Genomic DNA, 16399 nt, shown 5'->3' on the forward strand with positions numbered 1-16399 from the left:
ATGTGCTATCATAAAGACACCCCAAAACGGAAGGAGGTGAAAAAACATGAGCTTGTCATTGACTAAAATGGCTGTTCTTACTGGATATGCAAATACCATTTCCCTCAAAGAATTTGCAAAGAACCGTTTATTTCTGGTGACACCTGCTGGCATGATCAGCGGTATCCCCGTATTTGATGAGGAAAATAGCAATCCGAACATTGCCGTTGCGCAGACAGTTAACTCCTCAGCTCTCAAGGCCGTTTCCAAAGCTGCTTCTGCTGAAGAAGAAAGTCCGCAGACGGGTGAAAGCTGTGAGTTTATTCTGCTAAAGGATGCTCGTCTGGAAACCACAAGTCCCGTTGTGAATTTCCCTGTTCTGACTGTCTTTTGTGACCAGATCATTGCTGTGACCCTTGGCACTGATCTCACCAATGGCTAACACCTCGCGATTTTGCCGCCCTTGTACCGCTAATACAAGGGCGGCAATTTCTTTGGGTTCACCAATGATTTTGATTTTCATGCTTTTCACCTCCTTTTGAATTGCGCACAATATGTGCTCATTCTGCGAAAAAAATTTCTTCGACACTCTGGCCGAAATACTGAGCAATGCGCTTTTTGATCTGGTCGCGGGGAATGCGTTCGCCGCGCTCATACATAAAAAGCGCCGAAGTGCTGATTCCAAGCGCATCAGCAACGGTTTTTGCGTCCATTTCGCCGCGCAATGCGCGCGGCTTGTGGCCGATGGTCTTACCGTCCATCTGATTGGGTCACCTCCTTTCCGTGCACCTATTGTACTCAAAACCAGAAAATAAATCTATTCGCAGAGTGCACAAAATGTGCGCAAAAGAATAGTACACTTTTTGTGCTTGAACTTGTGCACGATATGTGCTATTATTTGATTGTAATAATATAGGGAGGTGGCCTGATGGCAACTTTTGCAGAGCGGCTAAAATCGCTGCGCCGTGAAAAAGGCTGGTCACAGCAACGGCTTGCGGATGAGCTGGATTTGTCTAAGAGTAGTGTAAACATGTATGAACGTGGGGAGCGGGAGCCGGGGTTTGAAACCATGGAAGCAATCGCTGACCTGTTTAATGTGGATATGAATTATCTGTACGGACGTACAGATATTAAGATTGCTGACCCGATTGTACTAGCGCCCAAGAAGCCCACCATCCCCCCGGGCTTTGAGCCGATGCCGAAGATGAAGAAGATCCCGCTGATCGGCAGCATTGCCTGTGGGGAACCCATCACGGCAGAGCAGAACATTGAAAAAATGGTGGACGTGCCGGAGAACATCCGGTGCGATTTTTCCCTGACCTGCCACGGTGACAGCATGGTGGATGCCGGCATTCACGATAAAGACGTGGTGTATATCCGCATCCAGCCGGAGGTGGAGAACGGCGAGATCGCAGCGGTGCGCATTGATGGCGAAGCCACTCTCAAGCGGGTATATTACAACCCCGGCACGCTGACCCTGATGCCCGCAAACCCGGCTTATGCGCCCATGATCTACGCCGGCCCCCAGCTGGAAGAGGTGCACATTGAGGGCAAGGCCGTAGGCTGGACGCACTGGGTAGGGTAATTTTGGATTATCGGAGTCATTCCAGTCTATATAGCGAAGGAGTGTTATGTATGAAGAAAACTATGAAAAAGACCGCTGCAGCACTGTGCATTGCCGCAACGCTTGTATCTGTGGCAGCGCCGGCAATGGCTGTCAGCCCAGCAGAATATATGAGCACAGCCGCTCTTGAAGAATGCAATACTGCGACGGTAGCGCAGGTGGAAAGCCTGATCAACCAAATCGGAACCGTCACGACTGCCCGCCGCCCGGCAATTGTGGCTGCTGTAAATGCTTATAACGAATTGGACGATGCAAGCAAGGCGCAGGTCAGTAACTTTGCGGTGTTGGCAGAAGCCCAGCAGGTGCTTGGACTGAAAGACGCTCTTGCAAAGCTGAAAATCAGTTATGATAAGGTCGAGGACGCAAGAAGCTATGTGTCACCCACGGAAGACCGACTGAGCAATCAAGGCAAAAGCTATATACTGCCCTTCTTTGTAAATGGCAGCACCAATGATCCGTCAATGTTTTTCATGGTTCTGTGTAGCGGCAACAAATATGTGTACTTGGACACGATTACGATTCGCGCGGGCGAGTATAAATATACCTACACGATTGATTGGACGGATGTGGATCGTGGCTATGATGGAAAGCAGTACTGGGAACTGACATCTTTTATGGGCGATGATGAAGATATCCAGTGGTTTAAGAATATTTTGAGCGCTGATGAAATCATTATCCGATACAGCGGCGATGGTGGCAGCATCGACCACACAGTCACCCCCGAAGAGCGTCAGGCAATTACGGATGTCTTGAACGCATATGATCTGTTCAAGGCAGCAAGCCCGACTGTGCGCGCAAAGGCTTTGAATAACTGATGTAAACTAAACAAAAACTCCCCCGGCGCGCCAACGCAAAGCATGGTGCTTGCGGATCAGCAGCTGGAGGAGAAGGTCATTGAAGGGCTGGCGGTAGGGTGTTGCCGTGGGTTGGTGTGAAAGGATAGAGGATGGAAAATAACTTTCAGTTTTTGATATATCGCTCTGCGGAGGAAGATGTTTCGATCAATGCCGTTGTGAAGGACGAAAGCATCTGGCTGACACAGCAGGGCATGGCCGAATTGTTCGGCGTACAGAAACCTGCTATCAGTAAACATCTTAAAAATATTTTTGAAGAAGGCGAATTGGACGAAAAAGTGGTTGTTTCCAAAATGGAAACAACCACACATCACGGTGCTCTGGACGATAAGACGCAGACCAGAGAAACAAACTTCTACAACCTCGATGCCATTATCTCTGTGGGATACCGTGTCAACTCCCGCCGGGCTACGCAGTTCCGTATCTGGGCTACCGGCATTCTCAAAGAGTATATGACCAAGGGCTTTGTGCTGGATGACGAGCGCTTGAAGCAGGGCAAGGACGCTTTCGGTAAGGATTATTTCCGTGAGTTGTTGGAGCGTGTTCGATCCATCCGCGCCAGTGAGCGCCGGATCTGGCAACAGGTGACGGATATCTTTGCAGAGTGCAGCATCGACTATGACCGCAACGCGCCGGTGACCAGGGACTTCTATGCCATGGTGCAGAACAAGTTCCACTATGCGATCACCGGCCAGACGGCGGCAGAGATCGTGTACAGTAAGGCCGACCACACCAAGGAGCACATGGGGCTAACCACATGGAAGTACGCACCAGAGGGGCGTGTGCTCAAATCGGATGTGTCCATTGCAAAAAATTACCTGTCCGAGAAGCAGATCCGGCAGCTGGAACGCACCGTTTCCGGTTACTTTGACTATATCGAGGATCTGATCGAGCGGGAAAATACCTTCACTATGGAACAGTTTGCTGCCAGCATCAACGAGTTTTTGTCCTTCCGGCGGTACGATATTTTGCCGGACAAAGGCAAGATATCTGCCCGTCAGGCAAAGCAGAAAGCGGAAGCCGAGTATGATCTATTCAACCCCACGCAAAAGATCGTGTCGGATTTTGACCGGGCGGTGAAAAATCTGAAAAACTGAGGCAGTATACAAACTTTGCACATTGCTCAATAAAATAAATGCCGCTGCGTCACCAATGCAGCAGTTACGAAAGGAAGAAAATGGAAGAATATAATTTTCAGCTTGTTGAAAAAATCAACCAGCAAGTGCATGTTGTTCAGGTTCCTGATACCTGCTCGTTTTGGATGATCCGGACAAAGTCGGGTGCATACTACAGCGAATACATTCATAATGGGTATATCGCAATTGGCTGGAATGCAGTTCTTCAAAGTAATATCACACAAGATACAGAAGAAAAATTGCGTCAAGCAGTAGAGCTAAATTACGCTGATAAACGGCCAGGTGCCGCTATAAACAAATGCTATAGTTTTGCGAGCGAAATGCAGGCTGGCAATCTGGTTATGATTTTGGGCGATAAAAGAGTCGCCTTCGGAATAATTGGAGAATACTTTGAAAAACAGGACATTCAGGATCCAATAAAAAAAGAATTAGAGGCAGACGCCCAAATTGCTGCGGGCTTTCATAAGCAAAATAGAATTGAATGTCCTTATGTGAAGCGTCGAAAAGTTCAAATTATAAAAGAAGTCGAAGAGCTCAGACTGACACCAATGCTGGCACGTGCAATGCTGAACCACCATAGTTTGTCCACAATCAGTGACTATGCTATTCCAGTTTTAAACACTTGTTTTGATTTGTATGTTTACAACGGAGAAACCCATGCCGTTTTTCGCGTGAATACAAAAAGAAAAATAAAAGGTCGTGATTTTGCGACATTTTGTTATTACATAACTGAGATTTTTTCTGTTCTTAATGAAGATGAAGACATTTCAATAACAACGAATTTGAATTCTCCGGGAGACTATGTTGTTGCATTCTCTCAGGGAATGGATTTTATTCAGGAACATTGGTTTGCGTTCTTATTTATCTTTGCGGTGCTTTTTGGCGGTAGCTATGAAGTGTCAGGGCTGAAAATTGATATTCCGTCTGTTAGAGGGTTGATCAAATGGGTATGCAACCGCAAACATGATAACAGCATTAAAAGTTTGGAAGCAGAAAAGTTAAAAAAGAAATCAGCGGAATTGATCTGGATAATGAATTAAAACGTATTCAGATTGCCAGAGAAAAGGAAGAAAGTGTTCTTCAAAAAATGCCGACAGACCAGGAATTGGAAAAGCTGCAAAAAGCAAGTCGAGCTCTTGAACTTCAAGAGCCCGACTCTAAAGTGGTTATTTTTCCTTCGTCCAATGAGGGAAATCATAGGGACGGTAGTTCTTGAGAAGAATCAACGAAAAAATAACAAGTAAAAGTTCGACTGTAAAAGGAATAAAATCGTGAAAAAAGAAAAAAGTGAGAAATTTACAAGAGGCCCCCAAAAGAATAGCAAGAAAAAGCACATAGGAAGTAATACGATATAGAATGTTCAACAGCTTCCACATAGGGCAGTCTCCTTTCTCCATGGTGATTGTATCATAAAGTAGTCACCATTGAAAGACGATTCACGATTTTCGCACACAGAGGGATTGTATGAGCTTTCAAAATAATCTTCGTGAGTTGAGGTCTGAAAAGAGGCTCACTCAACAGCAACTTGGTGAAATCTTTCATGTCAGCCGGACTACAATATCGAATTATGAAACAGGAAAAATGGAACCAAGCATTAAAATGATTCTGGATATTTCAAGATACTTTGAAGTTTCTGCGGATTGGTTGCTTAAATAAAAACCTCCCCCAGCGCGCTAACGCCGAGGGAGTTAAGATAAGCGGCTCACCCTTGCGGGGTCATCGCACACTCGACACTGCGATTATACCTCTTTTGGGCGGGCTTGTCAAAGTGTACCCTTTTGGAGGTGAAAACAATGAAAAAGAGGACAAACACAGCGTTTTGGGTCGAGAAGGAAAAGCGTTGGTGCATTGCGGTGCAGAAGAACGGCACCCGCAAACGGTTTTACAGCAGCACGCCTGGCCGCACCGGCCAGCGGGAAGCCAACGCAAAGGCCGATGCCTGGCTTGACGATAGCATCAGAGACGGAAAAAAGAAGGTAGCTGCCCTCTATGCCCAGTGGGTAGAAGAACTGAAGCTGACTTGCGGGACATCCTATGTGACACAATGCCAGCGTTACGGGGACTGCTATATCCTGCCGACCTGTGGGAATATCCGCATTGACGAGTTAACCGAGGGCGATCTTCAAAAGGCCATTGACGTTTCGTTCCGGAAGCGCTCACAGAAAAAGAACCAGCGCAAGCCCATCTCAAACCAGCCGTTGAGCCGAAAGACGCTTATGACGATCCGGGCTGCGGAAACCGCCTTTGTCAAGTGGTGCCGAAGGAACAAGTACACGACACTCTACCCCGACCTGTCTATCCCGAAGAATGCCAGGATGGGGAAACGCACGATCTTGCAACCCACCGCCCTGAAGGTTCTGTTTAGCGTAGACACCCGCACCTACTATGGAAAGCTGGTATTTGATGAATATATCTACGCCTACCATTTTGCAGTTGCGACCGGCCTGCGCCCCGGGGAGCTGATTGGTCTCTGGTATGGTGACATCAAAGGGAACACGGTCAACCTTCGGCGAAGCATCAACGTGCACCGGGAACAGACGACCGGAAAAAACGAAAACGCAATCCGCTCTTTTGACATGGGCAAGGAAGCTCGCGAGGCATACGAGGCACAGGTGCAGCTTCTGAAGGCTCAAGGTATACTTCTGAACTACAATACCCCGCTGTTTCAGATCCCGTCAGAACACGCGCTCTATCGCCGCTGGGAATCCTATCAGGAAGCAAACGGGCTTGAGCCGAAAGTTTCACTTTACGAGCTGCGGCACACCTTTGTCAGTGTTGAATCCAGCGTCCTGACTGACAGCCAGCTGAAGATGCTCGTGGGCCATAGCAAGAACATGGACACTGCCGGAGTGTATCGGCACGAGCTTGACGGTCAGAGGGAAGATCTTGCTGCCGCTACCACCGCGGCATTCAAAAAGGCACAGGCCTGACTCTGGTAACAGTTTTGGTAACACTCTTTTTTGTAAACGTAGCAAAATACATGGGTTACAAACCAACCCCACTACATTTTTAGCAAGTGTTTAGGCGCGTTGCAGATATGTTTTTGACGTCACTCAATCATTTTTTGTTGTTCGACTCCCATCGCCTCCACCAACAAAAAGCACCTGGATTCGTTGAAATCTGGGTGCTTTTCTTTTTGCTGAAACTGGTTTATAAAGCACTCCATAGCACAGAACGATTCGCTATTAGGGCGGCTTTTGTCACAATTTGTACGTATTTCCAGCAAAACAGAATGATTGTATAAAATTTATACACCCGCTAAAGTTTGTTTGTTGTCTGCTGCGGCGGCGCGGGGTATACTGTTGCCATAAGGACGGCGCAAGGATGCCGAAAAAAAGCAATAAAAAGCAGGGAGGCTTTTCTATGTACTATTCCAGTGGCAACTATGAAGCATTTGCAACTCCTAAAAAGCCGGAGGGTGTTGATCATAAATCTGCATATATCATTGGTTCCGGTCTGGCCGCACTGACGGCTGCATGTTATCTGGTGCGTGACGGCCAGATGAAGGGCGAGCATGTGCATGTGTTTGAGAAAGACCCCATCCCCGGCGGTGCCTGCGACGGCTACAAATACGATATCGGTTACGTGATGCGCGGTGGCCGCGAGATGGATAACCACTTCGAGGTCATGTGGGATCTGCTGCGCTCCATTCCGTCTCTGGAGACCGAGGGTGCCAGTGTGCTGGATGAGTACTACTGGCTGAACAAGGAAGACCCCAACTATTCACTGTGCCGTGCTACCGTCAACCGCGGCGAGGATGCCCACACCGATGGCAAGTTCGGCCTGTCTGATAAGGGTGCTATGGAGATCATGAAGCTCTTCTTCACCCCCAACGAGCAGCTGCAGGATAAGAAAATCACCGATTTCTTTGATGATGAAGTGCTGAATTCCAACTTCTGGCTGTACTGGCGCACCATGTTTGCCTTTGAAAACTGGCACAGTGCTCTGGAAATGAAGCTCTACCTCAAGCGTTATATCCACCACATCGGCGGCCTGCCGGATTTCACCGCCCTGCGCTTTACCCGCTACAACCAGTATGAATCTATCATCCTGCCCATGGTCACTTACCTGAAGGACCACGGCGTTCAGTTCCACTATGAGACCAAGGTCGTGGACGTGAAATTTGAGATCAATGGCAAGCGCAAGCAGGCAAGCAGCGTGGTTGTGGAGCACGTAGGTGAGATCAGCACCATTGACCTGACCGAAAATGATCTGCTGTTCATCACCAACGGCGGCTGCGTGGAAAGCTGCACGATGGGCGCACAGGACAAGGCAGCAGGCTTTGATCCCACCATCAAGCCGGGCAACGGCTGGGACCTGTGGAAGAAGATCGCTGCGCAGGACCCCGCATTCGGCAATCCTGAAAAGTTCTGCTCCGACCCCGAACATTCCAACTGGGAAAGCGCCACCATCACTACGCTGGACGACAAGATCCCACAGTATATCCAGAAGATCTGCAAGCGTGACCCGTTCAGTGGCCACACCGTCACAGGCGGCATCGTCACCGTTAAGGACTCCAACTGGCTGCTCAGCTGGACGCTGAACCGTCAGCAGCAGTTCCGAAACCAGCCCAAGAACCAGCTGTGCGTCTGGGTCTACGGCCTGTTCAGTGATAAGCCCGGCAACTACGTCAAAAAGGCCATGCGCGACTGCACCGGCAAGGAACTGTGTATGGAATGGCTGTACCACATTGGTGTGCCCGAGGATCAGATCGAAGAGCTGGCCGAGCACAGTGCCAACACCATCCCGGTCATGATGCCGTATATCGATGCATTCTTTATGCCGCGTGCAATGGGCGACCGTCCTGATATCGTGCCGGAGGGTGCTGTCAACTTTGCCTTCCTGGGTCAGTTCGCCGAGACCGGCCGTGACACCATCTTCACCACAGAATACTCCATGCGCACCGGTATGGAAGCTGTGTACACCCTGCTGGACATCGACCGCGGTGTGCCCGAGGTCTGGGGCAGCACCTATGATGTACGTGCCCTGATCGATGCAACGGTCAAGCTGCGCGACGGCAAGAAGATCACCGACATGGATCTGCCGCTCATCCCGCGCCTTGCCATGAAGGAAGCTTTGAAAAAGATCGAGGGTACCGACCTTGAGAAATTCCTCAAGGAATACAATGCGATTTGAGCTCGTTGCTCTGATCCATTTTTGAATCCCCTTTGAAAACAGCCCGCTTTTGCAGTCAACGACTGGCTGCAGATGCGGGCTGTTTTTTGCCCTGAAAAGGAATAATGTTGCACAAAAAGTGTGACTTAGTACCGTGAATTATGAACAAATTGTGCGATTCCGGGTTGTTCTTGGGTGTTTTGTGTGTTATGCTTAATCTAACAAGCGTCGGGCTGGTTCTGTGCGCCCGATAAAAACAAAAGAGAGTTTTAAGAGGAGGTCGTTTTTCCATGAAACAGCTTATCTCCCGCCGCAGCTTCCTGAAGGCCGCAGGTGTCACCACGGCCGTTGCTGCCGTAAGTCTGGGCGCACCCGCTGCGTCTGCATGTTACCCCGGCAGCTTTAAGGACATTACGATCCTGTACACCAACGATGTTCATACTTACATCGACAAAAAATCGCCGGAACTGACCTATGCTGCCATCGCAGCTTTGAAAAAGAGCTATCAGGATGCAGGCAAAAATGTCCTGCTGGTAGATGCGGGCGACCATATTCAGGGTACCGCATATGGTTCCATGGACGAAGGTGCATCCATCATCCAGCTGATGAACGCCGCTGGCTACGATGTTGCTACGCCCGGCAACCATGAATTCGACTACGGCATGGCCCGTGCAAAAGAGGTAATGGCTGAGGCAGATTTCCCGTACCTCTCCAGCAACTGGGTCAATCTGCCGCTGGGCAACCGCGTTCTGCCGGATGTCAAATACTTCACCATCGGCGGCCGCGTGATCGCATTTGTGGGCATCACCACGCCCGAGACCTTCACCAAGTCTACTCCGGCTTACTTCATGGATAAGAGCCAGAGCCGCTATATCTATGATATTCTGGGCGGTGACGACGGCCAGAAGCTGTACAAGGCTGTGCAGAAGTCCATTGATAAGGCCAAGGTTCTGGCTGACTACGTGATCGGTCTGGGCCATCTGGGCGTTGATCCTTCCTCTTCGCCCTGGACCAGCAAGGAAGTCATCGAGCACACCTCCGGCTTCGATGCATTCATCGACGGCCATTCTCACACCAAGATGGAGTGTGAGTGGGTGAAGGATCTGTCCGGCAAGGCTGTCGCCCTGACCCAGACCGGCTCTTATTTTGCAAATGTTGGCGAAATGACCATCAAGGCTGACGGCTCCATTGCCACCCGTCTGATCTCCTCTTACGAAGGCTCCGACAGTGCCGTTGCCGATATCCAGAACGCATGGGTCGCTTCTGTGGACGACATGCTGGGTGAGAAGATCGCTGTTGCCGATACGAACTTCTACATCTCCGACCCCGAGACTGGCAAGCGCCGCATCCGCATGGCAGAGACGAATCTCGGCGACTTCGTGGCCGACGGCATTTACTCCTACTTCAATGAGGTGGAACAGCTGCATTGTGACATCGCTATCATGAACGGCGGCGGCATCCGCGCCGATGAGAAAGCCGGCTACTGGACCTTCAAGACCTGCAAGCAGGTCAGCCCGTTTGGCAATGTGGCCTGTCTGATGTCTGTCACCGGCAAGCAGATCCAGGATGCACTGGAGTTTGCAGCCCGCTTTGCCGGAACGGAAAAGGAGAACGGCGGCTTCCTGCATGTGGCAGGCGCTTCCTACGAGATCCACGCCGATATCCCCAACACCGTGCAGACCGACGAGAAGAATGTCTGGATTGGCAGTGCCACCGGCACTCCGCGCGTGCAGAACGTGAAGATCTACAACAAGGCTTCCGGTACTTATGAACCGCTGGACGAGAGCAAGACCTACGCTCTGGCTGGCATGAATTACACTCTGCGCAATCTGGGCGATGGCTTTGCCATGTTTGATGGCGCAGAGCTGATCAAGGACTATGTGTCTGAGGATTACCTTGTGATGTCTACCTATGCAATGACCTTTGGCGGTGTAGATGCAGAGGGTCTGCCGCATTTGACCACCGCAAACAGCCCGCTGGCCGATTACCCGGGTTATCTGCTGGATTACGAGAATCCCTACGGCGCAGGCCGCATCAGCATCCTGTAATAACTGCATAAAAATGGGCGTACCGTCGCAAAGACGGTACGCTGTTTTTGTATAACAATATAGAACAAAAAAACCATCCGGCATAAACCGGATGGCTTTTGGTTGGGGATGAGAGAATCGAACTCCCACAAGTAGAGTCAGAGTCTACCGCACTACCACTATGCAAATCCCCAATATTCGATTACGTTTCGCAGTGTGAGCCGCTCAACGTGTGCTATTATACGCGGAAAAGTGATACTTGTCAAGCGTGATTTTGAAAAAATTGCAAACTTTTTTAAAATGCGCGCACCAGCGGAGAAGTTTCTGCTTTACCATAAACTGGCATATTCTGCACCGGTCTCTTCATATACTAAAATGTACAAACCTTCAAGATACACAAAGAAGAGGAGGACGGCCTATGCTGGAACGAACCCATGCCCAGAACACCCAAACTTTGCTTTCGAGCCGCATCCCGCGGGATACCGAGCACGAACGTTATCACCCAGAACTGGAAGAAGAGCTGAAGGAATGTCTGTTCTGCCTGCGGCGCAATGAGATGATGTTTGATCTGGAGGTGGATACAGACCTGATCGAGCAGCGCATTTACGAGCGGCAGGCGCTTTTGTGCCGCTACCGGTACTTACTGGCCAGGGCGCGGGAGCTGGGGCTGCACACCGTCCTGACGAAGTATCAGCCTGCTGGACAGGTTTGAACAGGTTGGCAGCATAAAAATCTTGACAGAAAGCCCCTTGCGTGTTATCATAAGCAAAGATAAATGCGTACTGGGCTTTGTCCGGCGCGATGAAATTTTGAGAGTTAGAGAGGTTTTCTATTATGGAACGTATTAAGACCATTGCTACTCGTGACCTGACCAAGAGCGTTAAGACCGGCGGCTGCGGCGAGTGCCAGACTTCCTGCCAGTCCGCTTGCAAGACCTCCTGCGGCGTGGCTAACCAGCAGTGCGAGAACAGCAACAAGTAATTTTTGCAACCCCCTGCCGCCTTTGCCGGGCGGCATTTTTTTGTATAATTGGAATGGAGAGTAAAATGGTACACCAGTATCAATTGAACGGCTATAACATCGTGCTGGACACCTGCAGCGGCTCGGTGCATGTGGTGGACGATGTTGCATACGATATCATTGCCATGTACCCGGAGCATACTGCTGACGAGATCGTTTCGGCTATGATGGCAAAGTATGGAGACCGCGAGGATGTCACGGAGGAAGATCTGCGTCAGTGCATCGATGATGTGACCAACCTGAAGGAAGCAGGCAAGCTGTGGACCCCGGATACCTATGAGAATATGGCTTTCGACTTTAAAAACCGCAACACCGTGGTCAAGGCCTTGTGCCTGCATGTTGCACACACCTGCAACCTGAACTGCTCCTACTGCTTTGCTTCGCAGGGCCGCTATCAGGGCGACCGTGCGCTGATGAGCTTTGAAGTGGGCAAGCGTGCCATGGACTTCCTGATCGAAAACTCCGGCACCCGCCGCAACCTTGAGGTGGACTTCTTTGGCGGCGAACCGCTGATGAACTTTGATATGGTCAAAAAGCTGGTGGCCTACTGCCGTGAGCAGGAGAAGATCCACAACAAGAACTTCCGCTTTACCATGACCACCAACGGTATGCTGATCGATGACGATGTGATCGATTTCTGCAACAAGGAGTGCCACAACGTCGTTCTGAGTCTGGATGGCCGCAAAGAGGTCAACGACCGCTTCCGCAAGGACTATGCAGGCCATGGCAGCTACGATACCATCGTGCCCAAGTTCCAGGAGTTCGTGAAGAAGCGCGGCGACAAGAACTACTACATGCGCGGCACCTACACCCACTACAACACCGACTTCACCAACGATATCTTCCACATGGCCGACCTCGGCTTTACTGAGCTGAGCATGGAGCCTGTGGTGTCTAAGCCCGGCGATCCCAGTGCCCTGACCGAGGAAGATCTGCCCATCCTGAAGGAACAGTACGAGATCCTTGCCAAGGAAATGATCAAGCGCAACCGCGAGGGCCGCGGCTTTACCTTCTACCACTACATGATCGACCTCACCGGCAGCCCCTGCATCTACAAGCGCATTTCCGGCTGTGGCTCCGGTACGGAGTACATGGCTGTTACTCCTTGGGGCGATCTGTACCCCTGCCACCAGTTTGTGGGCGACCCCAAGTACCTGATGGGCGATATCTGGAAGGGCGTTACGAACACTGCCGTGCGCGATGAGTTCAAGCACTGCAACGCCTATGCCCGCAAGGAGTGCCAGAACTGCTGGGCAAAGCTGTATTGCTCCGGCGGCTGTGCAGCAAACTCCTACCACGCTACCGGCAACATTACCGGTGTGTATGAGTACGGCTGCGAGCTGTTCAAAAAGCGAATGGAATGCGCTATCATGATCAAGGTGGCTGAAAATCAGGAACTTGCCGCCAAGGGCATCGAGGTGCCTATTGAGCTTGGTTCTACCTGTAACGCCTGTGCTGATGGCGAAGCCTGCGAATGAGCACGACCACGCCTATTGTGGATTTTGTGCGCCGTTACGCACAGTCCGGCACCTCGCGGCTGCATATGCCCGGCCACAAGGGCCAGAGCCTTTTGGGCTTTGAGCCGTGGGACATTACCGAAATAAAGGGTGCGGATGAACTGTATGGGGCTGACGGCATCATTGCCCAGAGCGAAGCCAACGCTACCCGGCTGTTCGGCACGGTGCATACCTATTACAGCACAGAGGGCTCGTCCCAGTGCATCCGTGCAATGCTGTGCCTTGCACTGCAGGCTGCGCCCGCAGCCGGACAGCGCCCGGTCCTGCTGGCAGCGCGCAACGCTCACAAAGCGCTGTTGTATGCGGCGGCGCTGCTGGATTTTGATATCCAGTGGCTCTGGCCTGCGCCGCAGGATGCCGGTGCACTTTGCAGCTGCCCGGTGTCAGCTGCAAAGCTGACAGGTGCTCTGCAGGGTTTGGCACAGCAGGGCAAAAGGCCCTTTGGCGTCTACATCACCAGTCCGGATTATCTGGGCGGTGTGCAGGATATTGCAGCGCTGGCCGAAGTGTGCAAGGATTTTGGCGTTCCGCTTCTGGTGGATAATGCCCACGGTGCTTACCTGCGTTTTCTGCCGCAGGGCGGTCAGCATCCTATTGCACTGGGCGCGGCCATGTGCTGCGACTCCGGCCATAAAACGCTGCCCGTTGTCACTGGCGGCGCATACCTGCATCTGGGCAAAAATGCCCCCATTCAGGACGAAGCCGCTGTGCGCAATGCACTGGCATTGTTTGGTTCCACCAGTCCGTCTTACCTGATCTTGCAGTCGCTGGACAAATGCAATCAGGTTCTGTCGGAGGGCTATCCGCTGCGGCTTTTGCAGTGCTGCGGATATTTGACCCGCCTGCGCCGGGAGCTGAACGAAGCCGCTGCGGCAAAACACTGCCCGGGGCCGCTGGCACTGGAAAGCGAACCTCTCAAGGTCACGCTGGATGCTGCTACACTGGGCATGACCGGCACAGAGCTTGCAGAAGCGCTGCGCGGCGCAAAGGTCGAGTGCGAATATGCCGACCCGCGCTATGTTGTGCTGATGTTCACCCCGGCAAATCCGCCGCAGGACTTTGAACGGCTGACTTCTGCCGTTCTCCACATTGTGGAAAACCTTACAGGACCGTTCCCGCTCTCGGAAAAAAATGATCGTGAGCTTTTGGAGCTGGAACACGAATTGCACACCTGCTGCAGCATCCGGCAGGCCGTGTTTGCCCCGCAGGAGCAGGTGCCCACAGAGCAGGCGGTGGGGCGTATCTGCGCTATGCCGACGGTTTCCTGCCCGCCTGCGATCCCCATTGTGGTCAGCGGCGAGAAGATCACATCGGCTGCCGTCCGGCTGATGCAGAAATACCATGTAATGCAGGCGGCTGTCCTGCGCAAAACGATCTGATTGTTTCAAAAGGCCCAAAGGCATCGTGTGTTTTGCACGGTGCCTTTTTTGCGCGCATATCCTGCAAAGCATGTGCATACTTTTCCAGTAGAGACGGACAGGGAAAGGAGCACACTGCATGGAACTGAAGATCTTTCGGGATACGCTGCCGCAGGCAGGCACGAGCTGCACCGTCAAGGCAGAACTTCCGCTGGAAACCGAGATCCTGATTTCAGATTATCTTCCGCCGGTGTTCAAGCTGGTCAAATGCTTTGCAAAACCGGTGGTGCTGCAAAAGCAGCTGCAGCCCGGGCGGCTTACATTGGAAGGCTATCTGCGCTGCACTGTGTTTTATCAGGGCGAGGACGGGGCCGGGCTTTGCCAGACCGAGCAGAAGCTGCCGTTTACAAAGCAGCTGGAGGTGCCGGAATTCTCCTTCACCAGCTGGATGGCCATGGTAGAAGGGCAGACCGAATACCTCAACTGCCGGGCGGTAAACCCGCACCGCATCGAGGTGCGCGGAGCCTATGGTCTTGTGGTTACTATCCATACACAGGATAAACAGGAACTGATCACGGCGCTGGCCGACGGCGGCATTGAACAGAAATTGCAGACGCTGAACGGCGTGCGCAGCACCGCGGTGCTGGAAAAGCTGGTCACTGTGGAAGGGGAGCTTGTGTTTGCAAAGCCGCCCGCAGCCATTCTGGATATTACCGGCAGCGCCGCCGTGCGGGAGGTAAAGCTGCTGGCGGGCAAGGCAGTGGTCAAGGGTGAGGTACGTGCCCAATGTGCCTGGCGTGCGGAAGGCGAAAGCAGCCTGCAAAGTCAGGCGGCATCCCTGCCGTTCAATCAGGTGGTGGATCTGGAAGGCGTAGCAGAGGACTGCAGATGCATGTGCGTGCTGGAGCCGGTGGGCTTTGCCCTTGCGGAGGGCGAACAGGAAGCCAGCGGCCAACTGACAGCCAGCGTGATGATGCATTTGCACGCATGGCGGCCCTGCCAGCTGCAATACGTAGCGGATGCCTTTTCTACGCAGTTTGAAACCGCCGTCACGCCGCAGGAATTGGCAGCAGAAGATCTTGCCTGTATGCTGAACGAGACAGCATCTTCCACGGCCTCCGGGCCGCTGCCAGATGCGGATGCTCAGCTGCGCGCCTGCTTTGTGTCTTATGGACCGGCGCAGGTAACACCTTACCGCGACGGCTGGGCCTTTACGGTGCGTGCCGTTGCTACCGCCTTTGCCGAGAACAGTCTTGCTGATCTGGAAAGCTACGAAAAAACACTGGAGCTTGTCTTTCCGCTTGCAGTAGAAGCCCCGCCGGGTGCACAGTTCAGCCCGGAATGCTGGCTGAGCACCGAGAACATCCAGTGCAGCTGCACTGGCGGCACATTGGAAGTGACGGTCACCGCCCGTGCCGAAGGAGCCATCCTCTGCCGGAGCACACATTCGGGCATCGGCAGCATTGAGCTGGGCGAACCGCTGACGACTCCGGACCCGGAGATCGCACTGCGCATCTACTATGCACAGGCAGGGGAGGAGTTGTTCGGCATTGCCAGACGGTTCCATGTGTCACCGGCACAGATCCTGACGGCAAATGGGCTGGAAGCCGGTACGCAGGTCCTGCCGCAGGCGATGCATTTTCTGGTGCCGGGCGCATAAATCGACGAAGAACGCTGCCTTTTCAGGCGGCGTTTTCCTTTTGTGCCGAAAAGAAAGTGAAAAAGCCCTTTCTTCTCTGTGTGCGGGAGAGTATAATAAAAAGCGGTGT

General features: G+C 52.0%; 15 protein-coding genes and 1 tRNA gene. 14 read left to right on the top strand and 2 right to left on the bottom strand.

The window, feature by feature from the left end:
• Positions 1–46 precede the first annotated feature (46 nt).
• Positions 47–421, top strand: coding sequence for a hypothetical protein (locus tag ACGHUK_RS06740; RefSeq protein WP_337678826.1), 375 nt, complete (start codon positions 47–49; stop codon positions 419–421).
• A 118-nt stretch (positions 422–539) separates the two neighbouring features.
• Here the strand turns inward: ACGHUK_RS06740 and ACGHUK_RS06745 are convergent, their stop codons facing one another.
• Complete coding sequence (locus ACGHUK_RS06745) at positions 540–740, bottom strand: helix-turn-helix transcriptional regulator (RefSeq protein ID WP_390575658.1); 201 nt, start codon at positions 738–740, stop codon at positions 540–542.
• Between the two features lie 167 nt (positions 741–907).
• Here ACGHUK_RS06745 and ACGHUK_RS06750 point away from each other — a divergent pair, with 167 nt between their 5' ends.
• The 8 genes from ACGHUK_RS06750 to ACGHUK_RS06785 all read left to right on the top strand — a co-directional run bounded on the left by ACGHUK_RS06750 (position 908) and on the right by ACGHUK_RS06785 (position 10756).
• The gene (locus ACGHUK_RS06750; RefSeq protein ID WP_390575659.1) at positions 908–1564 is read left to right on the top strand and encodes a LexA family protein; all 657 of its coding nucleotides are present in this window, start codon (positions 908–910) and stop codon (positions 1562–1564) included.
• Positions 1565–1614: 50 nt separating this feature from the next.
• Positions 1615–2418, top strand: coding sequence for a hypothetical protein (locus ACGHUK_RS06755; RefSeq protein ID WP_120079235.1), 804 nt, complete (start codon positions 1615–1617; stop codon positions 2416–2418).
• 131 nt (positions 2419–2549) lie between these two features.
• The gene (locus tag ACGHUK_RS06760) at positions 2550–3554 is read left to right on the top strand and encodes a virulence RhuM family protein (protein ID WP_097777818.1); all 1005 of its coding nucleotides are present in this window, start codon (positions 2550–2552) and stop codon (positions 3552–3554) included.
• An 80-nt stretch (positions 3555–3634) separates the two neighbouring features.
• Positions 3635–4633 carry a hypothetical protein gene (locus ACGHUK_RS06765; protein ID WP_390575662.1) on the top strand — a complete coding sequence of 333 codons (999 nt, stop codon included), beginning with the start codon at positions 3635–3637 and terminating at the stop codon, positions 4631–4633.
• A 424-nt stretch (positions 4634–5057) separates the two neighbouring features.
• On the top strand, positions 5058–5249 hold the full coding sequence (locus tag ACGHUK_RS06770) for a helix-turn-helix transcriptional regulator (protein ID WP_097777810.1): 192 nt from the start codon (positions 5058–5060) through the stop codon (positions 5247–5249).
• Positions 5250–5386: 137 nt separating this feature from the next.
• Positions 5387–6523, top strand: coding sequence for a tyrosine-type recombinase/integrase (locus ACGHUK_RS06775; RefSeq protein WP_390575665.1), 1137 nt, complete (start codon positions 5387–5389; stop codon positions 6521–6523).
• A 433-nt stretch (positions 6524–6956) separates the two neighbouring features.
• Entirely contained in the window at positions 6957–8729 is a 1773-nt protein-coding gene (locus ACGHUK_RS06780) for an oleate hydratase (protein WP_390575667.1), read from the top strand.
• A gap of 269 nt (positions 8730–8998) precedes the next feature.
• Positions 8999–10756 (top strand): bifunctional UDP-sugar hydrolase/5'-nucleotidase, encoded by a 1758-nt coding sequence (locus ACGHUK_RS06785; protein WP_005942151.1) that lies wholly within the window; start codon positions 8999–9001, stop codon positions 10754–10756.
• Positions 10757–10855: 99 nt separating this feature from the next.
• Here ACGHUK_RS06785 and ACGHUK_RS06790 read toward each other — a convergent pair.
• A tRNA-Gln gene (locus tag ACGHUK_RS06790) sits at positions 10856–10929 on the bottom strand.
• A gap of 224 nt (positions 10930–11153) precedes the next feature.
• On the opposite strand from ACGHUK_RS06790, the gene ACGHUK_RS06795 reads away from it, so the two are divergent.
• The 5 genes from ACGHUK_RS06795 to ACGHUK_RS06815 all read left to right on the top strand — a co-directional run bounded on the left by ACGHUK_RS06795 (position 11154) and on the right by ACGHUK_RS06815 (position 16290).
• Positions 11154–11447 carry a hypothetical protein gene (locus ACGHUK_RS06795; protein ID WP_005942150.1) on the top strand — a complete coding sequence of 98 codons (294 nt, stop codon included), beginning with the start codon at positions 11154–11156 and terminating at the stop codon, positions 11445–11447.
• Between the two features lie 122 nt (positions 11448–11569).
• Entirely contained in the window at positions 11570–11716 is a 147-nt protein-coding gene (scfA, locus tag ACGHUK_RS06800) for a six-cysteine ranthipeptide SCIFF (protein WP_005926683.1), read from the top strand.
• 65 nt (positions 11717–11781) lie between these two features.
• Positions 11782–13233: a thioether cross-link-forming SCIFF peptide maturase gene (gene scfB / locus ACGHUK_RS06805; protein ID WP_390575670.1), complete on the top strand. Its 1452-nt coding sequence runs from the start codon at positions 11782–11784 to the stop codon at positions 13231–13233.
• Positions 13230–14651 carry an amino acid decarboxylase gene (locus tag ACGHUK_RS06810; protein WP_390575672.1) on the top strand — a complete coding sequence of 474 codons (1422 nt, stop codon included), beginning with the start codon at positions 13230–13232 and terminating at the stop codon, positions 14649–14651. Before scfB ends, ACGHUK_RS06810 begins: the two co-directional genes overlap by 4 nt.
• 118 nt (positions 14652–14769) lie before the next feature.
• A complete protein-coding gene (locus tag ACGHUK_RS06815; RefSeq protein ID WP_390575674.1) occupies positions 14770–16290 on the top strand; it encodes an SPOCS domain-containing protein in 1521 nt (506 codons plus the stop codon).
• Positions 16291–16399: the final 109 nt, after the last annotated feature.

This window comes from Faecalibacterium sp. i25-0019-C1 (genome assembly GCF_042854225.1).
In the GTDB taxonomy this organism is placed as follows: Bacteria; Bacillota; Clostridia; order Oscillospirales; family Ruminococcaceae; genus Faecalibacterium; species Faecalibacterium taiwanense.

Coding starts and splice junctions, on each gene's coding strand:
- ACGHUK_RS06740 (WP_337678826.1), top strand. CDS start 47: ATGAGCTTGTCATTGACTAAAATGGCTGTTCTTACTGGATATGCAAAT.
- ACGHUK_RS06745 (WP_390575658.1), bottom strand. CDS start 740: ATGGACGGTAAGACCATCGGCCACAAGCCGCGCGCATTGCGCGGCGAA.
- ACGHUK_RS06750 (WP_390575659.1), top strand. CDS start 908: ATGGCAACTTTTGCAGAGCGGCTAAAATCGCTGCGCCGTGAAAAAGGC.
- ACGHUK_RS06755 (WP_120079235.1), top strand. CDS start 1,615: ATGAAGAAAACTATGAAAAAGACCGCTGCAGCACTGTGCATTGCCGCA.
- ACGHUK_RS06760 (WP_097777818.1), top strand. CDS start 2,550: ATGGAAAATAACTTTCAGTTTTTGATATATCGCTCTGCGGAGGAAGAT.
- ACGHUK_RS06765 (WP_390575662.1), top strand. CDS start 3,635: ATGGAAGAATATAATTTTCAGCTTGTTGAAAAAATCAACCAGCAAGTG.
- ACGHUK_RS06770 (WP_097777810.1), top strand. CDS start 5,058: ATGAGCTTTCAAAATAATCTTCGTGAGTTGAGGTCTGAAAAGAGGCTC.
- ACGHUK_RS06775 (WP_390575665.1), top strand. CDS start 5,387: ATGAAAAAGAGGACAAACACAGCGTTTTGGGTCGAGAAGGAAAAGCGT.
- ACGHUK_RS06780 (WP_390575667.1), top strand. CDS start 6,957: ATGTACTATTCCAGTGGCAACTATGAAGCATTTGCAACTCCTAAAAAG.
- ACGHUK_RS06785 (WP_005942151.1), top strand. CDS start 8,999: ATGAAACAGCTTATCTCCCGCCGCAGCTTCCTGAAGGCCGCAGGTGTC.
- ACGHUK_RS06795 (WP_005942150.1), top strand. CDS start 11,154: ATGCTGGAACGAACCCATGCCCAGAACACCCAAACTTTGCTTTCGAGC.
- scfA (WP_005926683.1), top strand. CDS start 11,570: ATGGAACGTATTAAGACCATTGCTACTCGTGACCTGACCAAGAGCGTT.
- scfB (WP_390575670.1), top strand. CDS start 11,782: ATGGTACACCAGTATCAATTGAACGGCTATAACATCGTGCTGGACACC.
- ACGHUK_RS06810 (WP_390575672.1), top strand. CDS start 13,230: ATGAGCACGACCACGCCTATTGTGGATTTTGTGCGCCGTTACGCACAG.
- ACGHUK_RS06815 (WP_390575674.1), top strand. CDS start 14,770: ATGGAACTGAAGATCTTTCGGGATACGCTGCCGCAGGCAGGCACGAGC.